General features: G+C 67.7%; 30 protein-coding genes. 21 read left to right on the top strand and 9 right to left on the bottom strand.

From position 1 onward, the window contains the following. Positions 1–90: 90 nt before the first annotated feature. From AC5L36_RS34765 to AC5L36_RS34775, 3 genes are all read left to right on the top strand, one after another. Positions 91–585 carry a hypothetical protein gene (locus AC5L36_RS34765; RefSeq protein ID WP_441222872.1) on the top strand — a complete coding sequence of 165 codons (495 nt, stop codon included), beginning with the start codon at positions 91–93 and terminating at the stop codon, positions 583–585. Between the two features lie 182 nt (positions 586–767). Next, the gene (locus AC5L36_RS34770; RefSeq protein WP_441222873.1) at positions 768–1,145 is read left to right on the top strand and encodes an STAS domain-containing protein; all 378 of its coding nucleotides are present in this window, start codon (positions 768–770) and stop codon (positions 1,143–1,145) included. Positions 1,146–1,967: 822 nt separating this feature from the next. Then, a complete protein-coding gene (locus AC5L36_RS34775; RefSeq protein WP_441222874.1) occupies positions 1,968–2,198 on the top strand; it encodes a DUF8847 domain-containing protein in 231 nt (76 codons plus the stop codon). 586 nt (positions 2,199–2,784) lie between these two features. Here the strand turns inward: AC5L36_RS34775 and AC5L36_RS34780 are convergent. Further along, a complete protein-coding gene (locus AC5L36_RS34780; RefSeq protein WP_441222875.1) occupies positions 2,785–3,246 on the bottom strand; it encodes an HAD hydrolase-like protein in 462 nt (153 codons plus the stop codon). 10 nt (positions 3,247–3,256) lie between these two features. Between AC5L36_RS34780 and AC5L36_RS34785 the strand changes: the two genes are divergently transcribed. Further along, positions 3,257–3,889, top strand: coding sequence for a hypothetical protein (locus AC5L36_RS34785; protein WP_441222876.1), 633 nt, complete (start codon positions 3,257–3,259; stop codon positions 3,887–3,889). Between the two features lie 28 nt (positions 3,890–3,917). Here AC5L36_RS34785 and AC5L36_RS34790 read toward each other — a convergent pair whose 3' ends face one another. Together AC5L36_RS34790 and AC5L36_RS34795 are read right to left on the bottom strand one after the other, a co-directional pair. After that, complete coding sequence (locus AC5L36_RS34790) at positions 3,918–4,739, bottom strand: transposase family protein (protein ID WP_441222989.1); 822 nt, start codon at positions 4,737–4,739, stop codon at positions 3,918–3,920. A 224-nt stretch (positions 4,740–4,963) separates the two neighbouring features. Further along, complete coding sequence (locus AC5L36_RS34795; protein ID WP_441222877.1) at positions 4,964–5,929, bottom strand: aminoglycoside phosphotransferase family protein; 966 nt, start codon at positions 5,927–5,929, stop codon at positions 4,964–4,966. Positions 5,930–5,964: 35 nt separating this feature from the next. Here AC5L36_RS34795 and AC5L36_RS34800 point away from each other — a divergent pair, with 35 nt between their 5' ends. Then, a complete protein-coding gene (locus AC5L36_RS34800) occupies positions 5,965–6,141 on the top strand; it encodes a hypothetical protein (protein ID WP_441222878.1) in 177 nt (58 codons plus the stop codon). A gap of 275 nt (positions 6,142–6,416) precedes the next feature. Here the strand turns inward: AC5L36_RS34800 and AC5L36_RS34805 are convergent, their stop codons facing one another. Continuing rightward, positions 6,417–6,752, bottom strand: coding sequence for a hypothetical protein (locus AC5L36_RS34805; RefSeq protein WP_441222879.1), 336 nt, complete (start codon positions 6,750–6,752; stop codon positions 6,417–6,419). 206 nt (positions 6,753–6,958) lie between these two features. On the opposite strand from AC5L36_RS34805, the gene AC5L36_RS34810 reads away from it, so the two are divergent. Continuing rightward, positions 6,959–7,603 carry a YdcF family protein gene (locus tag AC5L36_RS34810; RefSeq protein ID WP_441222990.1) on the top strand — a complete coding sequence of 215 codons (645 nt, stop codon included), beginning with the start codon at positions 6,959–6,961 and terminating at the stop codon, positions 7,601–7,603. A gap of 15 nt (positions 7,604–7,618) precedes the next feature. On the opposite strand, the gene AC5L36_RS34815 is transcribed toward AC5L36_RS34810, so the two are convergent. Continuing rightward, on the bottom strand, positions 7,619–8,845 hold the full coding sequence (locus AC5L36_RS34815; RefSeq protein WP_441222880.1) for a helix-turn-helix domain-containing protein: 1,227 nt from the start codon (positions 8,843–8,845) through the stop codon (positions 7,619–7,621). 186 nt (positions 8,846–9,031) lie between these two features. On the opposite strand from AC5L36_RS34815, the gene AC5L36_RS34820 reads away from it, so the two are divergent. The 4 genes from AC5L36_RS34820 to AC5L36_RS34835 all read left to right on the top strand — a co-directional run bounded on the left by AC5L36_RS34820 (position 9,032) and on the right by AC5L36_RS34835 (position 12,518). Continuing rightward, complete coding sequence (locus tag AC5L36_RS34820; protein WP_441222881.1) at positions 9,032–9,799, top strand: NUDIX domain-containing protein; 768 nt, start codon at positions 9,032–9,034, stop codon at positions 9,797–9,799. Further along, positions 9,796–10,833 (top strand): AAA family ATPase, encoded by a 1,038-nt coding sequence (locus AC5L36_RS34825; protein WP_441222882.1) that lies wholly within the window; start codon positions 9,796–9,798, stop codon positions 10,831–10,833. Before AC5L36_RS34820 ends, AC5L36_RS34825 begins: the two co-directional genes overlap by 4 nt. Further along, positions 10,830–11,906 carry a radical SAM protein gene (locus tag AC5L36_RS34830; RefSeq protein WP_441222883.1) on the top strand — a complete coding sequence of 359 codons (1,077 nt, stop codon included), beginning with the start codon at positions 10,830–10,832 and terminating at the stop codon, positions 11,904–11,906. The genes AC5L36_RS34825 and AC5L36_RS34830 overlap by 4 nt, the downstream gene beginning before the upstream one ends. A gap of 177 nt (positions 11,907–12,083) precedes the next feature. After that, on the top strand, positions 12,084–12,518 hold the full coding sequence (locus tag AC5L36_RS34835) for an NUDIX hydrolase (protein ID WP_441222884.1): 435 nt from the start codon (positions 12,084–12,086) through the stop codon (positions 12,516–12,518). A gap of 76 nt (positions 12,519–12,594) precedes the next feature. Here AC5L36_RS34835 and AC5L36_RS34840 read toward each other — a convergent pair whose 3' ends face one another. Continuing rightward, positions 12,595–12,852, bottom strand: coding sequence for a hypothetical protein (locus AC5L36_RS34840; protein WP_441222885.1), 258 nt, complete (start codon positions 12,850–12,852; stop codon positions 12,595–12,597). Between the two features lie 6 nt (positions 12,853–12,858). On the opposite strand from AC5L36_RS34840, the gene AC5L36_RS34845 reads away from it, so the two are divergent. Both AC5L36_RS34845 and AC5L36_RS34850 read left to right on the top strand, forming a co-directional pair. Next, positions 12,859–13,428: a PfkB family carbohydrate kinase gene (locus AC5L36_RS34845; RefSeq protein ID WP_441222886.1), complete on the top strand. Its 570-nt coding sequence runs from the start codon at positions 12,859–12,861 to the stop codon at positions 13,426–13,428. After that, a complete protein-coding gene (locus AC5L36_RS34850; protein WP_441222887.1) occupies positions 13,425–14,093 on the top strand; it encodes a hypothetical protein in 669 nt (222 codons plus the stop codon). Before AC5L36_RS34845 ends, AC5L36_RS34850 begins: the two co-directional genes overlap by 4 nt. 431 nt (positions 14,094–14,524) lie before the next feature. Here the strand turns inward: AC5L36_RS34850 and AC5L36_RS34855 are convergent, their stop codons facing one another. Both AC5L36_RS34855 and AC5L36_RS34860 read right to left on the bottom strand, forming a co-directional pair. Further along, positions 14,525–15,289, bottom strand: coding sequence for a 5-formyltetrahydrofolate cyclo-ligase (locus AC5L36_RS34855; protein WP_441222888.1), 765 nt, complete (start codon positions 15,287–15,289; stop codon positions 14,525–14,527). Between the two features lie 10 nt (positions 15,290–15,299). Next, entirely contained in the window at positions 15,300–16,496 is a 1,197-nt protein-coding gene (locus tag AC5L36_RS34860) for a helix-turn-helix domain-containing protein (protein WP_441222889.1), read from the bottom strand. Positions 16,497–17,277: 781 nt separating this feature from the next. Here AC5L36_RS34860 and AC5L36_RS34865 point away from each other — a divergent pair. The 9 genes from AC5L36_RS34865 (at position 17,278) to AC5L36_RS34905 (ending at position 25,286) form a co-directional block, all read left to right on the top strand. Next, positions 17,278–18,108, top strand: coding sequence for a DUF5753 domain-containing protein (locus AC5L36_RS34865; protein WP_441222890.1), 831 nt, complete (start codon positions 17,278–17,280; stop codon positions 18,106–18,108). Positions 18,109–18,150: 42 nt separating this feature from the next. Then, positions 18,151–19,038 carry a helix-turn-helix domain-containing protein gene (locus tag AC5L36_RS34870; protein ID WP_441222891.1) on the top strand — a complete coding sequence of 296 codons (888 nt, stop codon included), beginning with the start codon at positions 18,151–18,153 and terminating at the stop codon, positions 19,036–19,038. A 343-nt stretch (positions 19,039–19,381) separates the two neighbouring features. Next, positions 19,382–20,194, top strand: a complete 813-nt coding sequence (locus AC5L36_RS34875; protein ID WP_441222892.1) for a hypothetical protein — start codon at positions 19,382–19,384, stop codon at positions 20,192–20,194. A 258-nt stretch (positions 20,195–20,452) separates the two neighbouring features. Further along, a complete protein-coding gene (locus tag AC5L36_RS34880) occupies positions 20,453–21,220 on the top strand; it encodes a site-2 protease family protein (protein WP_441222893.1) in 768 nt (255 codons plus the stop codon). A gap of 190 nt (positions 21,221–21,410) precedes the next feature. Further along, positions 21,411–22,133, top strand: a complete 723-nt coding sequence (locus AC5L36_RS34885) for a hypothetical protein (RefSeq protein ID WP_441222894.1) — start codon at positions 21,411–21,413, stop codon at positions 22,131–22,133. A 277-nt stretch (positions 22,134–22,410) separates the two neighbouring features. Next, positions 22,411–23,082 carry a GNAT family N-acetyltransferase gene (locus AC5L36_RS34890; protein WP_441222895.1) on the top strand — a complete coding sequence of 224 codons (672 nt, stop codon included), beginning with the start codon at positions 22,411–22,413 and terminating at the stop codon, positions 23,080–23,082. 243 nt (positions 23,083–23,325) lie between these two features. Next, on the top strand, positions 23,326–24,183 hold the full coding sequence (locus AC5L36_RS34895) for an SAM-dependent methyltransferase (RefSeq protein WP_441222991.1): 858 nt from the start codon (positions 23,326–23,328) through the stop codon (positions 24,181–24,183). 227 nt (positions 24,184–24,410) lie between these two features. Continuing rightward, complete coding sequence (locus AC5L36_RS34900; RefSeq protein ID WP_441222896.1) at positions 24,411–24,896, top strand: hypothetical protein; 486 nt, start codon at positions 24,411–24,413, stop codon at positions 24,894–24,896. A 102-nt stretch (positions 24,897–24,998) separates the two neighbouring features. Then, positions 24,999–25,286, top strand: a complete 288-nt coding sequence (locus AC5L36_RS34905; protein WP_441222897.1) for a hypothetical protein — start codon at positions 24,999–25,001, stop codon at positions 25,284–25,286. On the opposite strand, the gene AC5L36_RS34910 is transcribed toward AC5L36_RS34905, so the two are convergent. After that, complete coding sequence (locus AC5L36_RS34910) at positions 25,237–25,503, bottom strand: winged helix-turn-helix domain-containing protein (RefSeq protein WP_441222898.1); 267 nt, start codon at positions 25,501–25,503, stop codon at positions 25,237–25,239. The genes AC5L36_RS34905 and AC5L36_RS34910 overlap by 50 nt on opposite strands. Between the last annotated feature and the right edge of the window lie 184 nt (positions 25,504–25,687).

Below are 25,687 nucleotides of genomic sequence, written 5' to 3' on the forward strand. Positions count from 1 at the left end.
CCATCGATACACGAAAAGTCCCCAGCATCAAGGAGGCCTGGGTGGAGCGGCGTCGACTACCGCAGTCCCCGGCCGAGTGGATCACGCCGCGTGAGGCAGAGTGCTGGAGGTGACCGGGTTGCTGGGCCTGTTCACCGCCCCGACGATCGTGCCGGCGCCAAGGGGAGCCGGGCAACCTGGCAGGTCCGCCGCGGCAAGATCTGCCAGACGCGGCTCAACGGCCAGCCAGTCCGCACCATCGCCGACCTGCGTGCCGAGTACGGCCAGAACGTCCTCGACGACGCGGCCCGCGATCACGTCTTGGACCAGGTGTTGACCGTCTACGAGCAGCAGTTGGTCGACCTCATGAGGCGGCCCGACCGTAGGCTCGACCTGCTGGCGGTGACCACGTTCGCCAACCTCTACGTGGACTCGCTCAGCGAACCCAGTCGGCGTCCGGCCGGCGAGCCGCCGTACGGCGGCTACTCGCACCCGATGCTGGTCATCGCCGCGATGTGCCGCCTCGCCGAGCGGCTACCCGCGATCACCCGCCCCGGCCGGAAGCCTCAGCCCACCCCCGCTGATCCGATCCGTTCGAGGTTCTGACGCGGGCCCGGACGGCGAGGGCTACCCGTGGCCGATGACCGCTGCTCATTCAGGCGGCGAAGGCGGCGGAGCACGCCGGGTGGCCCCGGGCGCGTTGCGATGCAGGGACGCCTGTCGCCTGCGGCCGGTGGCGGTGGCGTTTCCGGCCGCCCGACACCAGCCGGGCTGGATATCCTGAACTCGTGGCGCCAACCTTGAGCTGCGACGTGCGGCGGCAGGCCGACGCGGTGGTCATCGTCGCTCGCGGTGAGCTCGACATGAACACCAGCGCCACGCTCGAGAGTGCCGCCAACCAGGCGTTGAGGCCGGTACCCATCCGGCTTGTCCTCGACTGCAGCCAGCTGACCTTCTGCGATTCGATGGGCATGTCGCTGCTGGTCAGGCTGTCGTTCCACGTCGAGGAGGTGGGTAGCCGGTTGGTGATCGACCGGCCATCCCTTCAGTTGCGTCGGCTGCTCACCCTGACCGGATTGGACACCGTGCTAGACCTCCAACCCGACCACGACACAGCGGCACACCAGGCCTCTCCGACTGATCGCTGCCCCACAGCGTCGGGCTAGCTCATGCGATCCGCGTGTCCAGCGTGGACGGGCGAAAACAAGGGCGTCCTTGAGGAGCATGCGCTGAGTGTGGGTGACGCTGAGCGGGTCGCCGGCGCAGATCTGGATGAGCCGGTCGCCGCGGGACCACCGGTCTTCGAGCCGGTCGATCGGGACGCGGGCAACGGTGCGATCGCCCGTGGGATCTGCGCGCCGGCCGTCTGATGGGCCTCGGCGCGGACCGGCTGGCTGGTTGATGCGTCGGACCTGCCGGCCTGTCCCTTTGTCGGGTCTGGCTGTCGTTATCGATCGTTAGGGGAAGGAATGGGTTGTGGCGGGCATGATCGGCGAACCAGCGCGGGGGCGTGTGGTGGGCGCGGTACGGCGGTGGTGTTGCAGTGGGTGTTTCGGCCGGAGCTAACCGGGCCGGATGCGTCCCAGTACGCCACGCACGCGGGCAAGACCGTGCGGTCGGTAGGCCGGACACCGGCGGCAGACGGGCGGGTCGACGTGGTCCTCGCGGCCGGCGAGACCGTCCGGGCCTTTCGCCGAGAACTGCGACCCGGCTGACGGGCAGGTCGGACGGACCAGCCAGTTCCCCGCGCGGCGACCAGCTGTGTGTCCGACCGCAAGCCAGCGTCAGGGCCGATGTCCTAGCCAAGGCTGCCGTCGAAGCCGGAGGGCTCCCAGTAGGAGCCGCAACAGCGGCTCCCCGATCGTCGCCTGCGGAACGCGTGGTACTCCGACGATCAAGGAAGCATTCCGCCAGATCCACAGCGTTCAACCCGTCGTCAAGGGTCCGCATGGGTGCGGCCGGCTTGGCGTGTTGGCCATGATGGACAGGTGGGCGCGATCGAGGTCTGGCTGAACGGTGGGCCGGCAGACGGCCGTGTCCTGCTGGTCGAGACGGACGCTGTCGACGGACTGCCGGCCACCGTGGTCCTTCCCCAGACCGGTGTCTTCGTCAACGCCGACGACGAGCCTGCCCCACGAATCGACCACGTTTACGTGTATACCGGCGAGATCGACGGCCGGCACGCGTACCGGTACGGCCTGCGGCGCGAGAACCCCTAACGGGTCCGTGGACGGCCAGCCAATCATCGTCAAGCTGCACCGTCCGCAGGGCCAGCATCCCGTATTGATCGAGCAGGCGAAGGTAGGCGTATGGATTTCGGTCGGCTCGCCTCCACAGCCGGCGGATGAGGCTGCGTCGCTCCTGACCGCCCGCCGCGGCCGGCTCGGCTGCGGAGGCGAGGGCGTCCTGGATGGACAAAATGTCGGCCAGAAACGGCATGGCGGCGTCGATGCCGGCCTCGACGGCGGCGAGCGGCAGGCACGTCGTGTCGCGTCGCATCGTCGCTGTGATCGCGAGACCGGCGCTTGTTACTGCGGTCTGGCGAAGATCGTCCACGAGGGCAATGTGTTTGGGCATGGGCTTGACGCTGTCGCAGGTACGTCCTTGGCCCAAACCCCCCAAGCCGTTGGTATCAATGAACTTTCCCCTTGGCCCGGGGCGACCGATGAGCGGACGCGACCGCCTCTGCCCAAGCGCGGCCGGCCTGCCGACCGGACGCGCCGGGCGTATGGGCCGTGGCCGTGGAGAGGTCGCCGAACTTCGATCGGGTAGGCGGGCACGTCGGGACCGGCGACGCGGTCCTGCCTAGGCGTTGACCTGCTTGCCGACGCAGTTGGCGTGCTGGCCGCCCTGGGTCTGCGGTCCAGTACGTCGCGCGCTTTCGATGATGTGAAGTGCGGCGTCCAGCACATCATTCACAACCGCGTCTCGGGGTGTGTGATCGCGCTCAGCGGCGCTGCCGTGCCCTGTTCGTACGAGCAGACCTCGTATGCCGAGGCGGTGTGTTGCGCTGAGGTCGTTGCTGGTGTCGCCAACAATCCAGACGTCGTTTGGCGTCGCATCGAGGTCCTCGCGGACGAACTGGGCCCACCGTTGCGGCTCCAGGTAGCGCTTGACCGCGAAGCAGAGGTTGATTCCCAGGACGCTGAGCCGTTCCGCGTAACAGCAGGTTACGTTCGGTAGTTGTCCCTGGTTGGCGTTGCCGGCACGCCGAACCTGTTGTGTGTCAGGTCGTGCGGGGTCGCAGGGTCCGCCGACCGCTGGCACTATGAGCGGCGTGAGCTCGTGGCGGAAGTCGCCGTGGTGGGCCGCGGGGGGCGCGGTGGTGCCGGCCGGCCTGATGCTGTACGGCGTGAGCGTGCCCGGAGGCTACCAAGGCTTTCTGGTCGCGGCGATGTGTGGCTGGGTGGTCGTGTGGCTGGCCTGGGCGGTGTTCGGGTGGGCGTGGTGGTCGGTCGACTCGCCCGAAGCGCGCTGGCGGCTGTGGCCGCTCGCGGTGGTTCCGGTGGTGTTCGTGGCAAGCTGGTGGGTGGCCTCCGGCGATCTCGTCGGCAGGGCCGTGTTCGCGCACTACCGGACAGATCTGGAGCAGTTCGCCGACCACCGCGGGGCCACGCACGACGGCATCGGTGTCGGGCCCTACTCGTTCGACTTTCTCGACCGGGGGCAGGGCTGCGTGCTGTACGGGCTGCACGAGCCCGGGATGGCGCGGGCGTCTGGCTTCGCCTGGTGCCCGGGGACGGCGCCGCCGGAGACGTACTGGGGCGAGGGTGAGGTCTTCGAGAAGCTCGACGGCGACTGGTATGTGTTCCTGATCCGGCACGGTCGGTTCGAAGACCGCGGGACCGGCGCCGACCCGTGGGGGCTGCAGATCACCGAACTGAGGGTGCGGGGCACCCCGCACGTGTGACCCGCAGGCGGTTGACTATTGAAGGTTGTCACGTTGTGCGGGCGTGCTCGATGTGGAGGATGACGAGTGCCGCGGCGACGATCTTCCCGATCCGCCAGGGGTCCAGGCTGACGTTGCGTAGCGCCTTGAACGTCGTCTTGAGCAGGGAGTTGCCGCGTTCACCGATCGCGCGGACGCTGTTGTGGGCCTTGTTCAGTTGCTGCTGCACCAGCGTGAGGCGGCCACCTTTGGGTCTTTTGAACGCCACGGTGATCGTGTCGGACTCGTCCCCGTAGCCGAGGTCGCCGAGGATGCGCAGGTCATCGCCGGCGTCGGCCAGGTTCGGCAGGATCTCGGTGTGGGCACGCAGGGCTGTGGTGTCGTGTTCGCGGCCGGGCCGTACGTCGGAGGTCCAGATCGGCCAGCCGTCCGGGACGGTGATCACTTGGATGTTGCCGCCGTGGTTGTTGTGCTTGCCGGACCACCATAGGTCCACGCCCGGCGTGGGACCGGGGGTATGGCAGCGGTCGGTCTCGATCAGCATCCCATCGACGTTCACATGGCTGTATCCGGCGGCCTTCGCGGCCAGCAGGGCGCCGTGGAGGCTGGGTGCGCTGGCGGCGAGCACGTCGATGCCTTCGTGTAGGTAGTCGTAGCCGGTTGATTTGCTGATGGCGTTGTCGCGGGCCAACTGCCGCATCCGGGTGCCGTCCAGGAACCAGCGAAGGATCAGTATCGCCTGGTCGCGCTCGGACAACGAGCGGGTGTCGGCGCGGGTACCGCGCCGCAGGCGTTCGCCAGCCAGCAGATCGGCCAGGACGTTCACAGTCGCCTCGCGTGCTGGTAGCACCGCGGTGTATGTGACACTCATCGTCGACGCAGGACCCTTATGAAGTTGATCTGTGGAAGGACCACCTTCATACCGGGGTTCTGCGTCTTTTCGTTGCACCACAACGGATCCGGCGTGTCACCACCCGGGCCTACAGTCGGTTACGCAACGCAACCCACCGTTACGCGGAATGGCTCGCTGTCGGACATGTCTCATCCCTTCCCAAGGGCTGTGCGGGCTCCCACCACTCAGTGGTGGTGTGGTGGTCATGCCGGCAGGGCGCGCAGGGCGTGGACCCGCTCGCGTTGCCGGGCGAAGTCGTCGGGACGGTCCTTGCGGTGTTTCCACAGCACGGCCAGCCACCGCATCGCGCAGGTGCGCCGCGCGGCCAAGAACCGCCGCCAGTCTCGGCCGGTGAGGTCGAGGTCGGCGACCAGCGCCTCCCATACCGCGTCGTCGATCGGCCGGGCGCTGATGTGCTCGATCAGGTCGGCGGCGTCGAACACGCGGTCGGCGTACCCGCTGAACTCGAAGTCGACCACGCCGATCCGGCGTCCGTCCCAGAGCCAGTTCAGCAGGTTGGAGTCGCCCCGGCTCAGGACCCGCGGTGCCCATTCGCAGACCAGGTCGGCGTCGTCAGTGCCACGCCACCACCGCAGCAGGTCCCGCATCTCCCGGGTCAGATCGTCCTGCGCGTGGCGCAGGAGCTGTTCCGGCCAGACGCGGGTGATGCGGTTAACGTAGTGCGCGGCGGAGTCGATCCGCCCAAGCTGCCGGAACACCGACAACGGCACCTGGTGGATCTGGCGCATCAGGTCGGGCAGCGCGGCCAGCGCGGGCACCGGGTCGACCAGATCCGCGACCGGCATGCCGGGCAGCATGGTCATCCCCATGATCGGCAAGTGTGGGTGGTCGGCGCACCACAGCGGCCGGGGAACCCGCTTTACGCCGTGACCGGCCAGCAGGGTCAACGCGTTCCACTCACGCTCCAAACGCCGCCGATCATCGACCTTGTAGATCTTGACGCAGCGCGGTGGCCCAATGGAGTTCGGCTGTCGGTATACGTAGTTGTTGCGGGCGCCGTCCATCGGTTCTAAGCCGAGATCCCGTGCAGCGCTCGCCACTGCGGCGGGGCCGAGCTGGTGAGCACCGCGGATGCGGGTCACCAGATCGTGGGCCTCGGCTGCAACGTCCTGCCCGTCATCGGCGACCAGCAACTGAGTGGACGTCATCGCATCCTCCGGGAGATCTCAAGGTAAAGCAGCTCGTGCACGCCGTCGCGATCCAGGTCACCGACGTCGACGGTCAGCATGCTCGGGTCGTCACCGGCCAGCCGGCGGTAGGCATCGTCCACATGAGCCAGATACGACTGCAGCTCGCCGCTGTACCGGGCGCCGTCGCGGCCTCGCGCGCGATCGATGGCCACGGCGACGGGCAGACGTAGCCAAACCGCGGTGTCGGCTCGCCGTCCGGCCAAGGCATCCTTATTTACCAGGGTCTTAGACGTCGGCTTGCAAGGTCGGCGAGTACTGGATTGGCAGCGATTCTCTCCGCGGCGAGATCCCGCCATACCAGGCCATCCGGGCGCCGGGACGGCGGGCACTCAATGAGCTGGTCAGGCGCAACAACCAAGTCGACAATGAAGTCGTGGCGAGCAACGGGTAGCGCCGGCTAAATATCCGTGTGCTGGTTCATGGCGGGCTTGCCCGATCCTTGGTCTTACGCGTTGGCGGCGCGGATGGCTTTCCGGAGGGCAACCTCAACCTCTGCGGGGAGGTCCTCCTCGGCCGACCAGTATCCCTGTGCCTGCGCCCAGCGGCGCATCGCCTGTACGCGGTCGATCTCGTCTTGCGGGTCCCGCCCGTCCTGCGCGGCAGCGAGCGCTTGTCTGGCTGCAAGCTTCCAAGCTGCGATCGCGTCATCGCGGGTGCTGATGCCGTGCCGTCGCCAGTCGTCAAGGCGCTGTTGGGCGTCGGTGAGGGTGGCAGTCGCCGCCGCGAGGGCATCGGCGAAGTGCCGGTCGAGTTCGTCGCGAGCGATGTCGGCATCGTCCATGTCTGGCAGGCTACTCGACCGGCCGCGGTCCGGCGCGAAGACCGGTTCGGAGCGGCACTGGACGACGTCTGGGCAGAACCAGGTCTACCGGCCGGTGAGGGGGCAGGCAGCGGGCACGCTACCGTGACCGTCGTGGCTGCCCGGCCCGGATGCGCCGACCAACCGCCCCTGCTGCCGAGCAAGAGAGATCGACGTTGACCGAGACGATGATCCGAGAAGACCTCCGCGTGGATGTGGAGACGCTGTGGGACTACCACGACATGCACCATGAGCTGCGCCCGTGTGATGTCGGGATCGGCCTGGGTAGCCACGATCTCGGCGTCGCGGTGGTCGCTGTAGATCTGTTCCACCAAGCGATGTTTCCGCGCATCGTCTTCACCGGCGCCAACGCGCCCACCACCATCGACCGATTCCCGCGCGGGGAGGCGGTCCATTACCGGGAGTACGCCATTGAGAACGGTGTACCGCCAGAGTCCGTACTGATCGAGACCCGCGCCACCAACACCGCAGAGAACATCCGGTTCGCACGCGAGGTCCTCGCTGAACACAAAATCAAGACGCGTTCGGTGATCATCATGTCGCGGCCCTACCAGCAGCGACGCGCGTTCGCCACCTGCAAGAAGCTGTGGCCAGAATTGGATGTCCTGTGCGCTTCCCGACCCCTCTCACTGGACGACTATGTGGTCAGCATCGGTGACGTGAACCGGGTGATCAACATGCTCGTCGGCGACACGCAGCGCATCGAGGTGTACGCCGAACGTGGATTTGCCATTGCGCAGCACATGCCGGACGAGGTCCGAGCGGCCTACCGTCGATTGGTGAACGCGGGGTTCACAAGTCGACTGGTGTAGAGCGGCTCCTGGTGGTCACCATGTCGGAGTGGCGGACCTGACTCCCATTCGGGTGCTGAGGTCGATCGCTGTCCTCGGCGTGCGGGGTCGGGACAGGATCTCGCGCACGATTATCCGCGACAGCCGATGGTAACGCACCTGGTCAGGGCCGATCTGCTCGGCGCTGAGAAGTATGTCCAAGGCGTCATCGACACGGTTCCAGCGTGCGAACGCCCGCGCTACCTCGATCGAATGCCGGACCCGGCGCTCGACGGGAAGTGCCCGGGTGTCAACGGTGGGGCCGATCTCGATCGCCCGCGCAACGTCGCCGAACTCCATCGCCACGGACACCTGATGGATGGTGACGTTCGTGGGGCCGAACGCGGTCCACAGGTGGTTGGCGTCCCCGCCGAGGCGAGCGGCTGAGTCGCTGGCCTCGCCCAGGTGCGTGTCCGATGTTGGGCGGTCATCCTGGTGCGCTGCGGCCATCGCGCACACCAGGTGGAGGCTGCCGTAGACGGACAGCAGTTCCGGGCTCGGGCGAGACAGGCGTGGCTGAAGGTACTGCGCGGCGGCCGAGGCAAGTCCCCGCCCCTGGCCGTACTCCCCGATGGAGACCAGGGCATGCGCTGCTGCCCGGCTCAGCGAACCGATCACGACATGGTCGTTGCTGGCGTTGGCCGCCGCCAGCCCTCGACTTGCGGCGATCCACGCGAGGTCGGCCTCGCCGAGTTTGGTCAGGAACAGGGTGGCGACCTGGTGAACGTAGGCGGTGAGCGCTTGCGCTCTCTGCCCGTCGTTGCCGTCGAAGGCGCGGGTCGCGGTGAGGCTGTCGTGGATGAGGTAGGGCAACCGCCGCGCGAGTGTGGCGTACTGCGACCGCTGATAGCGATCCCAAATATCGGCGATGTCGCGCTCCAGGTCAGCGAGGGAAGGCGGGTCATCGTCTTGGAATGACGCGATGGCCGGGGTGAGGTGCCGATAGTCCCGCAACGCCGCCCGCAGCGCCGGGATCGTCTGCCGCCCCGAGCCTTCCGACCAGTCGAACAGGCTCGGCTCGCCGATCAGGTCGGCAAGCGCGACGTCCAGCGCGGAGGCGATGCCCCGTATGACTGACAGCCGGTCCAACTCGGCGCGGTTGTTTTCCACCTTGCGTAGCCACTCTGCGGTCTTTCCCACCAACCCGGCAAGCACGTCTTGGGAGATGCCACGGCGGCGGCGGTAAAACGCCACGCGTTGGCCGATGGTCATGTCATCGGTCATGCCTCGCACACGATCATCCTGCCTGCCGACGCGGCTGCGACCTGGTACGAAAATTACCGGTTGGTCGCCCACGGTGAACCTACCTTCAGTCTTCGATACGTCACGCGCGGTTGTCCATCCCGGATCGACTGACAACCAGCCCCATTGACAGCAACGAAGCAGATGAGGGAAAGGCAGGGCAGGGCGATGGATTCTCGCCTGCCGAGCGGCGAGCTTGCCGACAGGCCCGCGGACGCCTTCCGGGTCGCCGTGGTCATGCTCGTCGACCCGCAGGGGCGGATCCTGCTCCAGCTGCGCGACGGCAATACCCGCATCGACCCACACCGCTGGTGCCTTCCCGGTGGGGCCGTCGAGCCCGGCGAGGACGCCCGCACCGCTGCACTCCGCGAACTGTTCGAGGAGACCGGCCTCACGCCGGACACCGACCTGATACTGGCGTGGCAGGGGCGCGTGCCTTCCCAGAGGTTCCCCGGCGCGGTCGCGGACTGCCACGTCTTTCTCGGCCGGATCGGTGCCGGTCAGCAGGACGTCCAGTGCGATGAGGGCGACGCGATGGTGTTCACCCCCGTCAACCGGCTGCCCGCACTGGAGGTCGGGCCCGTCCATCGTCAGATCCTCTCGACCGTCCTCGCTTCGCCGCTGTTCCCAGCCCAACGGCGGCCCGACCAGCCAGGAACTGACAGCGACGCCTACCACAAGACCGATGGCGGACTGGGCACGAGCGGCCGCGAGGCGAGGGCGTGCTTCATGTCAGCCCGCGGCGCACAGGTAGATCCGCGTCCTGATGCCTCCCCGGTTGTACGTGACATGGGCTCCGTGCTGCCGGGTGATCCGGCGGGCGCGTCGCGAGATGGGTGGGGTCGGCTCCCGCTCGGCCCGGCTCGCGCCGCGCCCGCTTCGGCTCGTCATACCTCGGGTGAGAGCGACTACCGCTTCGGAGGAGGGGACGAATGACCACCAAGACGATCTATGCCGGTGAGCCTGACCAGATGGCCATCGCGCAAGAGGTGCTGGACGAGCACGTCACCTCCAGCGCGACTGGGCTGTGCCTCAAATACGGCGTGCGCGGCCCGTGCTACCGGCGGGAGACGGCCACCGTGGTCTTCTCCCGATTCCTGCGACTACCTCGACTCACGCCCGGCCTGACCTGGCCGCAACTGGTCGGCGCCCGCCGTGTCAACGTGTGTCGTCCCGTCGACGGACCACCCCACATGAGCCGCCCAATAACGATCGCGGACTCCCGCTCGGCGCCGCGGACCGCACGGGAACCGCGGTCCGGCCCGGTGATGGGACAGGCGCCGACGACGGTGCTCGTCGCGGTGATCGGTCCGCCCGGGGTGGGGAAGTCGACGGTGGTCGCGGCGCTGGCCAGCGCGGAAGGTATGCCGGTGTTCCGGCTTCGCGAGACGATCCGCGCCCGGCCGGAGCTGCTTGCGGGGCTGGGACCGAGCACGGACCCGCTGGGCTGGGTGAGCCTGGAGGCGGTGCGCTGGGTGCTTGATGCCACGTTCGTGCGGGGCCGGTTCACGTTCGGTGCTGCGACGGTGCTGCTGGACAACTTCCCGGGCACCGCCGGCCAATTGGACCTGCTGGCCCAGACCGCCCAAGCCGCTGCTGCGCGGGTGGCGCTGTTGGAGCTTCGCGCCGACATGGCCACGATCGTCGGGCGAGTCGAGCAGCGTCGGGTGTGCCTGGTGTGTGGGCCGGACCCGCATGCTCCGGCCGTCGCGGCTGCCGACGACGCGCGGCGGTGCGGCTCGTGCCGCATGGTTCTGGCCCGCCGCGACACCGACGTACCCCGGCTGCACGGGCTTCGGCTGGCCCGATACGCCGCTAACCAGCCGGAGATCGCCGAGCTTGCCGCCGAGTGCGGCATCGCGCACCTGAGCGTCAATGCCGACGCCACCATGTCCGAGGTCTGCCAGGCGGCCCACCATGCCGTGCATCGGCTGACCGCACTCGCCAAGCACGAAGGGAGCCGATCGTGAGTACCACCGCGCTACCGATGCCGACGCTGCGCCGTGATCGAGCGGCGTTTAGCGACGCGTACGGCAATGCCCGCCTGCCCGCCTCCGCCCACGACACCGCACCCCGGCGGGTGGACAAGATCCCGTACGGGCGGTTCCGCAATGTCTACCTGTACATCACCGAGGCGTGCCAGCTGCGCTGTGAGCACTGCTACATGGGCGAGCGGCTGGAACGGGCGTTGAAGATGCCCTACGAGGCGGTCATGAACACGCTGACGACGTGGCGGCAGATGGGCGGGTCGAAGCTGACCATCCTCGGCGGGGAACCGACGCTGCATCCCGACTACATCCCGATCATCCGTGGCGCCAAGGCGCTCGGCTACGAGCACGTGATCACCACCAGCAATGGGCTCGGTCCGGCGGCGAAGAAGTTCGCCCAGATGGAGCCGGAGGACTTCTCCTACGTGCAGATCAGCCTCGACGGTGGCTGCGCAGCCAGCCACGACCAGGTCCGCGGCGAGGGCACCTTCGACCAAGCCCTCAGCACCGTCGCCGGGTTGTGCGAGCGCGGCTTCGACACCCGGATCATCTGTACCGTCAACCGGGCCAACCTCGGCGACTGCCTGAACCTGTTGGACTTCGCCGACGAACTGGGCGTGTCGCTGGTCAAGTTCCACGTGTTCTCCGTCATCGGCTCCGGGCACGGCGCGGCAGAGTGGGGCATCGGGCCTGCCGAGTGGATCGCGTTCTACGAGCGCCTGGAACAGGTCGGGCCGGGCCACAAGACCCGCATCTGGTACCAGCCGACCTACGCCCGCCGGGAGCGGATGGCCGGCTACGCCGCAGACGGATATCGGGGCTGTATCGGCCGGACCCTGGACCGGATCTCGATCTTCCCGGACGGCCGGGCGTACGTGTGCTCGTTCCTGTTCGACACCGACCTGCACTTCGCGAACAGGTCGACGGCCAGGTGGTCCTCAACAAGCAAGCCAACGAGTTCGACCTGTTCACCCAGACTCTGCGGCACCCGAGCTGCGGCTCATGCAAGGTCTCTGATGCGTGCATGGGCGGCTGCCCGGCCGAGGAGCTGGTGATGGGGCAGGCGTCCTGCGCCGCCGAGCCGGACATCGTGCCGGTGTGCCGGCTATGGAAAGCCGACGTGCCCACCGGCCTGCCAGGCTAACCAACCACGATCGAGTGCCGAAAATGGTCCACGGCAGGGACAAAACACACCCGGCCCAACAACGATGATCAACGAACGAGGAGCTGTGATGGCCCGCTACACCTCATGTGTCGACCTGCACCTGATCCTGCGCGACGGTGACGGACGGGTGCTGGTCGGCGAGCGCCGCAACACCGGTTGGGCCGATGGGCAGCTTGGCCTTCCATCTGGGCACCTGGAAAACGGCGAGTCCGCCACCACAGGCGTCGCCCGCGAAGCCGAGGAGGAGGTCGGCGTACTCGTCAAGCCCGATGCCCTGCGGTTGGTCCACCTGATGCACCACCGCACCGACTCCGGACGGGTCGCACTGTTCTTCGAGGCCCGCGACTGGTCCGGTCAGATCACCAACCAGGAGCCGGACAAGTGCGCCGGATGGTCGTTCGTCGACCCGGCCGACCCGTCCCCGCAGATCGTGCCCTACGTCGCGCAAGCGCTGCGGCAGATCGCCTCGGGCGAGGTCTACAGCGAGGGCGGCTGGTCGTAGCCATGACGCCAGCGATGGGACCAGACCTGGTCTGCTTCGGCTACCTCACCCACGCGCAGGTCACCGCCGTGGCGGCCTATCCGGCGGCGAACACCGGAGCGCAGGTGGTCCAGGTCCTCCCGTCGCTGGCCGGGGACGCACCCATCACTGCCGTGACCGCACGGCGGCTCGGCTCGACCACGCACCTGATCAGCAACCGGGTCAGCGTCGACGCCGCCGGGCAGGCCGTCCTCGACATGCTCGACAGCGCCGCCGTCACCCACCAAGCGCTGCCCAGCGCCGCGCCCGGCTCTGGCACGCCACAGCTCACCATCGTGACCGACCAGGCGGGCACCCGCACATGGTTCGCCTGGCTCGGCAACACCTTGGAACAGCTCGCCACCGCGGACCTGACCTCGCTGAGCGCGGCCCGGCTGGCGTACATCGACTGCTATCGCATCATCGACGGCCTGGCCGCCGCCGCGATCACCGCCGGCCACGCTCCGCTGCTGCTCAACCTCGGCGGCGACCGCTCTCCGACACCGCCGCCGAAGCCGCCAGCAGACGCCACATCACGTTCGTACAGACCAACCTCGATGAGCAAGACGCCGGCCGCGCCGAGGCCGTCGCCGCTGACCTGTATGCCCGGCTGCACCCGGAGACCGTCGTGGTCACCCTCGGCCGGCCCGGCGCCCTCGGCTACACGTCGGCGGGCGCCTTCCGGATGCAGGCACGGCAGATCCATGTGCGTCACACACACGGCGCGGGAGCCGCGTTCTCCGACAGACTCGCGCACGCCTACCTCACCGGAGCCACCGCCCGCCAAGCCGTCCACGCCGCCTGCCTCGCGGGCACCTCGCACTGCGCAGCCACCGGCGCGATACCCCACCAGCGCACCGACGTCGATCTGATCATGGAGGCACTGTCATGACTACCGTCGCCCCAACCGCCGCCCTCTATGCCCCGCTCGCAGGCCTGGACTGGAACGACCTGACCGCCGTTGCCGCCGCCTCCACTACGGTCCTCGACCAGCTCACCGCCGACCGTGCCCTCCTCGGTGAACTGACCGACACGGTGGTTGACAATCCGCACCTGGCCCGGCTGTGCGAGCACTACGACATCCTCGACAAGATCGTCCTGCACGACGACCCAGACGGCTGGCGGATCAGGCTCCACGTATTCCTCGACGGCTACTTCGACAGGCCCCATAACCATCGCTGGACCTACACCAGCCGGATCCTCACCGGCAGCTACACCCACGTCCTCTACGGCACCGACCACGAATTCACCGACGAAGTCGACGTGGCCGCACTCTCGCCCCGCCTGAGCCGCATCGAGGAACCCGGCGACACCTACACCCTGCACCACAGCATGATCCACTCCGTGACGGCGCACAGCGAAGCCGTAACCCTCATCGTGCGCGGCCCCGCCGTCAAAGACAGGTTCGTCGTCACCGACCGCGCCACCGGCAAAGCCTGGTGGCAGTACGGCGCCGCCACCGAGACACCCGACACCGCCACCGCCAAGCGCATGACCAACGAACATCTCCGCGACCGCATCACCGCCCTGCACACGGCAGGCACCTTCACCCCGTAGCCACTCACGGCAAGGGCCCCGCGCCGTGAAAAGCCCACCTAAAAGCGGGTCCGCCGCCCCCCAACAGGCGGTATCTGGCAAGGTGCTTTGCCAGTCATCACGGTCCGCGAGTTCACCGGCGGGCACCCGCCCGGCGCTGACGAACCCCATCAACCCTGGCGACGCCATGACAATGGACCGGACCTGGTCGGCACAGCTACATGTGGAGTGCGGCAGTTGGAACCGACCGTCCCGGCGTCCGGTCGGCGTAGCGCTACCCGGCCACCGGAGCGTAGTGAAAGACGCCCAACCGCTTGGGCTTGTGGCCCGACGCAGAATGGACCGACATCACCGGCACTGTAAGCGTCACCGTGACAGCGTGAGCACCGAGCATACCGTTCATGGTCATCTCCAACGCCGCGGTCATGCTCATCGCGAACGATGCACAACATCTATCCTGCCATCTCCGGGCCGGTGTCTTTCGTTTGACGTCGGCCAGCAAGGTCGGCGAGCAGTGGAATGGCGGCGATTTTCTCGGCGGCGAGATCTTGCCACAGTAGGCCGTCCGGGTGCCGTGAGGGCGGGCACTCAATGAGTTGTTCGGGTGTGACAATCAAGTCGACGGTGAAGTCGTGGCGAGCGACAGGTAGTGCTTCGTTGACTACTTGGAGTTGGTGGACGGTGGTCGCGATGACGGTGCTCGGCGCTAGGAGTCCGGCTTGTGCTAGTAGTGCGACTTCGATATCCGAATAGCCTGCGCCCTTTCCGATCCGTGTGCCGTCGGGGTTGACCGCGACGCTGCCGCAGATGATTAGGTCGATGTGGGGCATCTCGTCGACGTGGACTTTCGGTGCGGCCCTTGCTGCGGCCTGTGGTATCGCTGCTTGGTCTAGCGGGATTTGTAGGTGCGTTGGGTCGAGCCGGAAAAAGGGGCGGATGTCGGCGAGCTGGGGTACGGCCATGTAGACGGTCTTTCCGGCTGTGAGCGCGCCGACTCGGACTGGGAGCTGGGGCCAGTCTGGGTTGGCCTTTATTGTCCGGCTGGCGTGCCATTGCGGTGTATCGGCTAGTCGCTGCGCCGCCGCCTCTGCGCCGGCGAAGTAGGGGATCTTGCCGCGCACCGCTGATACAGGACTGACGCCTTCGCGGATGAGCAGGTTCCAGACGCGTTCGCGGATCCGATGCTTGGCTATCAGGGTGTCGGCGTGTTCTGCCACTTTGTGCCTCTCATGTCATCAGGGCCAGGAGGCGGTCGTGTAGCTCACGCACCTGAGGCTGATCGCGCCAGGGCGCCATTTCACGTCCGGCGGCGAAGGTGACGTTGAGTCCGCCTGCGCCGCGGGTCTGCTCCGCCAGATCGATGGCCCGATGCAGATGTCCAATAGCTTCGTCAAGTTGGCGCTGGCGAACGCAGGCGATGGCGAGGTTGGCGTGCACGATTGTTCCCGCCTTGGTTGGCCCGTGAGCCAGGTGCGAGCTTTGTTCTAGGTGTTGCTGCGCCGCGCGCGGTTCGTTGAGGAAGAGGTAGCAAGAGCCAGCGACCCGGCCAAGTTGGCTCGGCGAGTACAGCTCGATTGCCGCGTCGGTGTTGTTCACTTGCGCAAACTGTGCTTCGGCCTCCCTGAGGGCTGCCTCGCACTCCGTGCGCTGCTGGAGCATTGCCCTGGCCTCCCCCATGTGTAGTAGGCCGAGGCCCGAGATCACGCGGCTGGTGGTGGCGCTGAGCCGGGCGGCCTCCTGCGCCAGATGCAGGCCCGAGGTCGGGTCCTTGTATCCATACAGGGCGATGTAGCTCTTGCGCAGGTGAGCGTTAGCCTCAGTTGCGGTGTCGCCGACCTGCCGGGCGGCGTCGATCGCCTCGTCGAAGTACGCCGTGGCCGTCGCATGGTCGTGGCGCAGGGATGCATCCCACACCAGTTGGCCCATGAGGATTGCCGACTCGGCGCGCGCAGTTGTCAACTCGCGGCGGATACGTCCGGTCCTGCAGTGGCCCGACAGATACGTGATCTGAGCGTGGTGCTGTCCGGCCGCAGCCAGCAGAGAGGTCGACGGGGCGTGCTCGTACCTTTCGTCGAGGTCTTGGACCTTCTCGCGAAGCAGGGCGACCGCGATCAGGTCGACCTGCTCAGGGTGAGCCAGGGCCCACTCGAGCCGTTCTGGCCTGGCCGACTCGTCAAAGCCGCCGGGACCGACCTGCCTCGAAAGCCCGGCCAGCACCTCCGTGAAACGCCGCTGAGCGTCATCGTCAGCCGTCTTCAGCGCCTGGTCCAGCAGCGACAGCGAGAAGCCAGAGATCGTTACCCTGCCCGTTTCCCAGTTCGTGATCGACCTGTGGGTTACGCCGAGTCGGGCTGCGAACGCGCGCTTGGTCAGCCGCAGCGCGTTGCGTAGTGCAAGCGCTTCTGCCGCTGACCACTGCTGCACCTTGGCCCCCTTATGTCAACGCCCTGATCGCCTGCAGCCTATCGGGCAGATTTCCACCTTAGTACCCACCTTTTCTACCCGAACGCGTTCCCTCCTGCTGACTGGTTGTTGCACGCTCTTTGCGGCGCGCTGCTGCGCCATTGCAGTTCGACACCAGGCGGTCGCGTGCGGCCCGTGCCGTTGGCATGGCGACGTAAAGATCAAAGACGGAGGTGGGCGTGGTCGATCGGCAACCGGCGTGGCCTCCTACCCCGTCGGCAACGCGGCACCGTATTGATGGAGAAGCCATCACGGACGCCTCTGGCGGCGGAACAGCAATGCCCGCGTTCTCGCCGAGACGGAGCCCGGTGATGGCAACGCGTGAGAATCTAGCGATTCCTGACCAACGCGAACGTGCCGGTATCGCGCCAGCCTCCGCGTACAAGGCGCGTCAGCCGGTGTGGGTATACCGGCAGGGCTGGCGGCCGGGCGTGGCGCTGTTCGGTTCGGAGAGGGCGGTGTCAGTCCGCTACAGGCAGAACGTCGGACTGGGTACCAGCGTGGACACGGTTCTGCCGATAGACCTAGCCCTTCGAACCGAGCCGGACCCGTACCTGGACCGCGACAGTAGGGCGCCAATGGAGGAGACGGTGTCCAATGCCGTCTGAGATGGCTGACGCAACTCTGCCTGCCCGGTGCGGTACGTGGGAATCACACCCAGCCTCCGCCGGTCGTGCGAGGAGGACGAGATTGCTCGACTGGGGACGGTGCGGGATGACAGTGGAGTGGGCGGTGACGGGTGATGTCTGCCGCTGACCACGAGCCGATGTCGCTGCGCGCCAAGTGGCTCGGCGTCGGGCTGCGGGAGTTGCGTGAACGGCGCCGCTGCGGTGCCGGCGTCGCCGCCCGGGAGCTTGGCATCGACACGGCGCTGCTGCGCGCCTACGAGGCGGGTAGCAAGGTGGTCGGTCCGCAGCGTGCGGCCAGGTTCCTGGAGCTGTACAAGGTCTTTGACCTCGATGAGCAGGAGCAGGTGCTGGGCCTTGCCCGGGATGCCTGGCCGGAGCCGGACAGTCCGCTGGCTGACATGGAGCCGTCGCTGGTGGACCTGTTGTGGCTCGAGGCGAACGCCGCCCGGATCCGCTGCTTCTCCAACGCGCTGGTCCCGGATCCGCTGCGGACTGAGCGGTACGCCGACGCGGTAGCGCAGGTCGAGGTGCCGGCTGCTCGCCGCCCCGGCGTCGGGTTCGCTCGGCGACTGGATGGGCCGCATGAGCCAGATCTGCATGTGCTCATCGCCGAATCGGCGCTGACACGACCGGTGGGCCGATCGGACGTTAACACTGAGCAGCTGCTGTACCTGGCCAAGCTGGCACGCACGCGGATGCTCACCCTTCGGGTGCTGCCGAACCGAGCCGGCTACCTGCCGGGCATGGACACCTCCTTCACGGTGTTCGACGTCCCTCCGTACCCCGCGGTGGCGACGTTGCGAGTCCCCGACGATCGGTGGCGGCACGACGACGAAGACGCCGCCTCCGCGTTCGACACCGCTTTCTACCGGCTGCGCCGCCAAGCGCTGGACGTACGCGCGTCCCTCGATCTGCTCACCAGCTTGACCGAACAGCACCGCTGACCCCGCAGCTCCATCGTCCACATCCGAATCTTGCTGAGAGGAATGGGTTCCGTGCCCACCAAACGAGAGACCTTCATGCCGACGCTTCGGGCCCAGTACTTGGGGCAGCGGATGCGCAAATGGCGGGAGGACCGGGACATGACCCTCAAATACGCCGCCGCGTACGTGGGTGTCGAGTTCTCCACACTGGCCCGTTACGAACGTGCGGAGTGGCCGTTCCGGCCCGATCACATCGTCGCGCTGTTGGACATGTACGGCGTCGCGGACGAGGCCGAGCGTGAGGAGTTGCTCACTCTGGCTAAGAGCGCGTGGCGGATGCACCAGTGGAGCTATCCGGACGGCTCGACCAACGAACTGCACACGGCTGGCGTCGGCCACCCGTGGGTCGAGCGTCAGGCCGAGGAGGTCCACGTCTACGGCGGGATGCTCATCCCGGGCCTGCTGCACAACCAGGACTACGCCGCCGCAATTATCGAGTCCTACACGCCGCGGGCTGACGCCCGCGTGTTCGACCAGCACCTGAAGGCGCACATGGCTCGCCAGGAGCGGCTCTATGACCGTCCGCCGGTGCGGGTCAACGCGCTCGTCGAGGAGGCCGCCCTGGGCCGCCCGGTCGGCAGCCGGCTGGTCCTGCGTGCCCAGCTGGAACATTTGGTCCACCTGGTCGACAAGCTGCCGCACGTCGATATCCGGGTACTGACGACTGGTCTGGGAATGCACCCGGGCGTCCACGGCGCCTTCACCGTCTATCAGATGCCCCGCCCGTACCCGGAGGTCGCCTTCGCCCAGCATCTCGGCGGCCAGCTACTCATGGAATCGGGGCTGGCCAAACGTCACGTCCAAGCGCACAAACAGCTCTGGGAGCAGACGGCGCTCGGCCCGCGCGAGTCCATCGAGCTGATCGACAAACTCGCCGAAGAGGCGGGCTAGGGGGCCAGTCACCTCGGACACCACTACGGCAAGGCGGTATCAAGCCCTGTTCGATGTGGACATCCCCAGGGCCGCACGCCTGCTACGCCTGGTGGACAAGCCGGTCGGGGTCGAGTGGACGCAGCCGTGCTGCACCCGGTCCCACCTCCCGGGACCGAGTGACGCGCACCCGCACCCGGGCTACGCCCTCGGCCCCGACCTCCTACTCCTGGAAGCAGCCGCCACGCCGCGCTCCTCGTTTCGACACCGCGCGTCGACGTTGGGCACCGGGTAGCAGAAGACCGCTGCCGCGAAGCAATCGAGATTGAAGGGCAGTGCAGTGATTACGTTTCTCACGTACAACGTGGACGGCTACCAGCCTTTCGGCGATTACCCTGATCAGCGGTACCGGTTGGTGGAGCAGGTGATCCGGGACGCTGCGCCGGACGTCGTTGCCGTTCAGGGACTACCGGGTCGTTCGCCGAAGCAAGCCATGATGCGGCTGGCGTACAAGACCGGCATGGTCTGCACCCTCGGCGAGGACCGTCGCGGCCACATCGCGGTCGCGCGGGGCGCGCATGATGACCTCGCGGTCGGGCTGATGTGGCGGCCGCCGCTGTGGGCTACCGCTGGCAGTCTGGACATCCATCAGGGTGTGGACTGGTGGTACGCGTTGGTCAGCGTGGAGCTGAACGTCGGTGACGGCTACCGGATCCGGCACGGCTGCTACTGTGCCCCGCCCCGCGAGGGTGGGCTACGCCGCCCGGACGAGGCCGCCCGGCTGGTCAAGGCCATGACCAGGTCGATGGGGCTGGTGGGGGCCGACTGGAGCAACCCCCACTACTACACCGACCGGTGCGGCAGCGAGTTGGTCCGGCCCGAGCCGCACTGGGACGAGCAGGAACCATCGGAAGTCGCGCTAGCTAACCGTGTCGCCGTGGACATCCTCGCGCAGGGCGGGCTGCGCGATCCGAGCACCGTGCTCGAACAGCCTCGACCGGTCAGCACGGGACACTGGCCTGACGAGCTGCACAGCGGCTGGCCGGTCGACGGCGTCCTGGTCACCTCGCGCATGCTCGACGCCGTCGGTGAGTACTTCGCCGTCGACACGCCGGCTGCGCGACGGGCGTCCACACATCTTCCCGTCGGTGTGCGCTATGACCCCGCCGCACCGTAACGCGCGTCCCAGCAGCGATGGACTGGTGTCCGATGTGGATGGCGGTTGGCCGACAACGTTCTGGTACCTCGGCCGAGAACGCTTCGGGCGAGCGGGTGGAGGCCCGCGTAGGTCGGTGCAGCCGGTCAGCCGTACACCGCCACTTCACGATCCGGCCAGCGTTCGACACCACGTACGGCCCCAGCCCCTTTTCGGCTTCTCGCCTGACATATGCCATGCAATCACAGGCATCCAACCGCCAGATGGAGATAGTCCTTGATGATCCAGGCTGTCGTGGTCGCGGCTAGTGCGGTGTTGGTCGCGGTCGCCGCCCACGAGGCCGCGCATGGGTTCGCCCTGCGTAGCCTCGGCATTCCCGTCCACCGGGCAGGCATCGGGCTGCCGCTCCCGCCGGTGTTCACCATGTTCCGGGTTCGGGGCGTCACGTTCACCGTGTCGCCGTGGCTGGTCGGCGCCTACGTCCAGGCCCACCCGCACTATGTCAGGCAGATCGAAGAGCTCCGTTTCCGGGACCGAGCCTGGTTTCTGAATGCGGGCACCGTCGTCAATCTCATCCTGGGTTTCGGGGCTTTCGCCGCCACCGCGGTGTTGGTCGGCCACCCCGGTTACGCGATCGTCGCCTGCGCGTTCGGTGTGGTGACGTGGACCGGACGTCGGATCGTCGCTGCCTACCTGATACCCGCTGCCGCGGTGCCGGTCCTCGTCTTCGTGATCGTTGCCCTCGCGGGTGCTTGGTCGCGCGGTGAGACCGGCGCCGGGCTCAACGGATTACCCAACCTGGTTCGGCCGGGCGTCGCGGGCGCGGTCGAGTTTCTCGGCCTTGCTTCGTTCTCGCTGGGGGCGCTGAACGCGTTGCCGCTGTTCGGCTTGGACAACGGCAAGGTCGTGGACCTGCTCCTGCACCGCTGGATACCGCGCTGGGCGGTCCACGTGTACCGCACCACCGGATTGGTGGCGGTGGCCGCCATGTTGCTGCTCGCCATCGGCTCGGACATGTGGGCGGCCATCACCGCGGTCGCATCGTAAGCCCACAACCCCCAATCCACAGCAGACCAGACACCACGCGCGACAGCTCACGAATGGAAGGACACACGCCAAACCAAACAATCCACCTGCTGACTGTCCGTTGGCGGCGATCAAGCCGCTGCGCACGGGGGCGTCACTGATGCCCACGGCGAACCGCATGTGAGTTTCTATTCGGAGAGTGGAGGACGGTATGGCCGACCAGGTGATACCCGCGCCGGTGCGGGAGTGGGTTGACCTACTGCATCGCACGACAGGTGTTGCACCGCAGGTCCACAGGACCATTACCCCGGCTCCGCGGTGGCAGCTTAGCCTGGCCAATGACCGCGTGCTGCTGACCATAGACTTCCGACCCAGCAGCGGCGGTCGGTGGGTGAGGCGCGGCTCCACGTTGTCCATCGACGGGCAACCGGTAACAGCAGCGGAGAACCTGGAGCACTTCGTGCGCGTGTTCGCCAACCCGGACGAGGAATACAACCGCCGCCAGTTGCCACCGCCTCCACTGGATGCAGTCATACACGTGCGGCCCACGGCCGAGGCGCCGGCGCCGGTGGCCAAGGGCCTGCGGAAGCTAAGCCGCGCGTTCGGCAAGTCCGCCGAATGCGTGGTGGGAACGGTCGGCTCCGTGTTCTGGGCGGCCGAAGTTCGCATGCCCAAGGTCCGGGCGGTCCTGCGGGTCAACTTCCACGTGTGGCCGGACGGATCGTGCCACGAAGTTGGCGAGCCGCCGTTCCTGGTAACCGTCAACGGCAAGGACGTCACCGCAGAGATGGGCGGCAAGCTCGAACGCGTCGTGGCGATGATGAACCGGCCCGCCCACGACGCCGCGCCCGCCCCGGAGGCGGTGACGAAGCCGGCCGGGCCAGCGCGCGATGTCGGCGTCGAAACACGCCAAACCACCGTGCTAAGGCTGTAGCCATACCTGGCGTATCAACCCACGCCGCCAATGCCACGTGGGCCCATTTCGGCCACCGCGCACTGCCACGCCGATCGGCACAAGCCAAGAGCGACTTTCCACGCGTGGAGTTCGACAACACAGGCGCGCCGCTGGCATGGCCGCACCGCCCGCGCCGGTGCGGCTCGCTGTCGGCTCGGATGTAAGGACCGGCTGGTAGGGCGGTCGCCTCCTCGCCCATCCAACGAATCGACAGGAGAGCAACAAACATGGCCGACAACACATCAGCGGGGAACACGTGACAAGCGACGAAGACCGGACCATCCGCCACGCCGAGAAGAAGGACTCGGGGCAGGTCGCCGTCCTGATGGCAGACGCGCTCGCCGGCACCCCGGTCGGAGCGTGGCTCATCAGCGACCCGGCCGTTCGCACCGACCTGTTCCGGCGCTACTTTCACCGACTGGCGGACCAGCTCTACACCGACATGGCGACGATCCTGCACGTCACCGGCGGCCCAACTCCCACCGGCTGCGCGTGGTGGCTGGATGTCGTCACCTACGAACTCGATCCGCCCTTGGACCGGAACAACGTGTTCGACGAGGTGTTCGGACCGTACGCGGACAGGTTCCGACTGCTCGACACCATCGCCCGGCGGACTCTGGTCGAGTGCGGTCTGGGCGAGAGCTGGCTGCTGGCCCTCGTAGCGGTGGATCGCTCCCGTCACCGCACCGGGATCGGCTCGACGCTGATGCGACACACGTTGTCCGACATGGACACCCACGGCGCCCACTGGCCGACTTGGGCGGTCGCGCTGTCCCCGACCCATCGCATGTTCCTGGAACGCCACGGCTTCACCGTCACGGCGGATACCTTCCTGCCCGATAACGGCCCGACGCTATGGCCCATGTTCCGGCCGGGACCCAAAGGGGTGAGACCGGTACCGGCTTCGGGACGCTGCACGCCCGCGTAAGCGCGGATGGCGTAGGCGCGGTTGGTGGGACCGGGCTGGGTCGCGGTGGCCGGGATCCTGCCGGCCGGCCATCGCCGGCCGCGACCCGCTGTGACAGTCGAGGTGGCCGGCCAATTGACGCGACGATTCGCCGGGAGCGGCGTCGGTGGATCGGCACCTGTGTCCCTTGTGGACAGGCGTAGCTCGGTCGTAGCGCAGTCAGGAGACGCGACAACCATGACCGCAGTGGAGCGGTACGACGAGATGGACCGCCGGTACTGGACGGCTGTCGCCCGGCAGCGGATGGACCCGGAGCAGGTCTCCCAAGCCCGGATCTACGACTACCTGCTCGGCGGCCGGAACAGCTTCGCGGTCGACCAGGCCGCCGCGGAGGCGATCATCGCCCAGAACCCGGACGCGCCGCTCGTGGCCAGGGCCAACCGTGCGTTCCTGCGCCGCGCCGTGCAGTACCTGGTCGGGCGGGGGATCCGCCAGTTCGTCGACATCGGCTCCGGGCTACCGACGGTGGGCAACGTTCACGAGATCGCGCAACAGACGGCGCCGGATGCCGGAGTCATCTATGTGGACAACGACCCGGTCGCCGTCACGTACAGCCGGGAGTTGCTGCAGGACGACGCGCGTGCGGTGGTCGTCCCGGGGGACCTGCGCGAGGTGGACCTGCTGTTGGACCGGTTGACCGATCCGCGGCTACGGCCGGTCGTCGACCTGGACCGGCCGTTCGCGGTGCTGCTCGTCGCGGTCCTGCACTTCTTCCCCGACCACACCGGCCCGCAGCAGTTGGTCGCCCGGCTCCGCGAGGCGATGCCACCGGGCAGTCCCTTGGTGGTCAGTCACCTCGCCACCGAGTCCTTCACCCAGGCCGATGTCGCGGCGGTGCAGGGCATCTACCGCGAACGCGGCACGGGATATCCAGTCACCCGCACCCGCGAGCAGGTCCGGGCGTTCTTCGGCGACTTCCCGCTCGTCGACCCCGGCCTGGTCTACGTCAGCCAATGGCACCACGCCGACGCCGACGCTGAGCCGGCCGCGTTCGCCCAGGACCCGGCCCGCTCCGGCGGCCACGCCGGCGTGGCCGTCAAGCCATCCGGGCTTACAACGTGAGCGGGTGGCGGTGGTGCGGCCGCTGGCCGCGGCCGGTGATGGCAGCAGGCGCCCTGGCGGGCGCGGCCAGCGTGGCCGCCGCCGGGCTGGCGTGGACCCGGCTCGCAGACCCGCATCCGGCCCCGACAGGTGTGACCGCGCTCATGCCGACCACGACATCGTCGCTGCCATCTCCCCACGGCCGACGATACGACGCTGGGTTCGTCGACCCGTGCGCCCTCGTAGACGTGGCACCGCTGGTCCAACGCAGGTTCGTCGTTCGTGAAGCCGTGCCGCTGACCTTCTCCGCGAGCAGCTCATGCCGGATGGTGTTGCGGCTGGCCGACGCACCGCGCCTCGACCCGGACGGCGACGTCGATACCAGCCGGGAGTTGATCGCTATCGTCGTCGACGCCACCTCGTTCCCGGACGAATCGACCCAGGCGGGATGGACCTGGCGCACCCGCCGGGATTTCATGATCCGCGACAAGGGCGGCGGACAGGTCCACGATGTCGTGGGCCTGGGCAGTCAGGCGTTCGCGACCAGTGAACGCCGCCCGACAAACCGCCGCGGCCGGGCCACCTGGTCGTACGGGCTGCACCTGTGGGACGGCAACCTGTTCCTGTCCGTGACCGTGACCGGCATCGGTGAGGGCAAGCGCTTCACCGGCACGGACGCCGAGGCCACCGCAACCCGCCTCGCACTCGGTCTGCTCGCCGCCCTGCACGCCTAGAACATCATCGGTTCGTCATGCCTCTATGCCCCATGTGGACGCCGCAAGGACTCCGGCCGCGTACCTGGTTGACGAAGATCCAAGAGGAAGGTGCCTTGGTCCATGGGACGTGACCACGGCGGCGACGCCGGCGAGGCGACGCTCGCTCGTGCCTGGCGGTTGGTTCAACGCCACGGCGCGGGCGACCGATGCGGTGGCTGCCGCCCGGACGGCTGCGACCGCCTGGTGTGGGCGCATGACCAGCTGGAGCGCTTGGACGAGGACCGCGACTGGTACGAGCAGCGGCTGCTGCGAATCCGCGAAGTCATCCGCCAAGCCGAGGCGGGCCGGCCACTGGTCGTCAGGCCGGCGGCGGTGCGCTGGGCGCGCGGTCGCGCGTCGCCTGGGTAGGTCGCGCGACGAAGGTGCCGCGGCCTTGGTGGCCGATGGTGTCACCGGCCGCGGACAGCATCCGCAGGGCGGTCTTGACCGGCTCGGCGCTGCACTCGTACTTGGTGCGCAGCTCGTTGATGGAGGGGAGTTTGTCACCGGGCTTGAGCGTGCCGGAGGCGATGTCCCGGCGGATATCATCGATGATCGTCTGGTAGACGGCTTCGGCGGCTGGCATCGGTGCGTGCGCTCCTTTGGTTCGGCGCCCCCATCTGACCACGCGCCAAGGTGGAATGCCAAGCATGAACAGCATCCATTGACTTGGCAGCAATAGCATTCTAAGTTGTTGTCGGGTGGAGGTGTCCGGTCGGTTCGGCAACCTGTGCGCTCACCTCCACCCGGCACGTCGACCAGCGGTAGCG

This window comes from Phytohabitans sp. LZ39 (assembly GCF_059359075.1).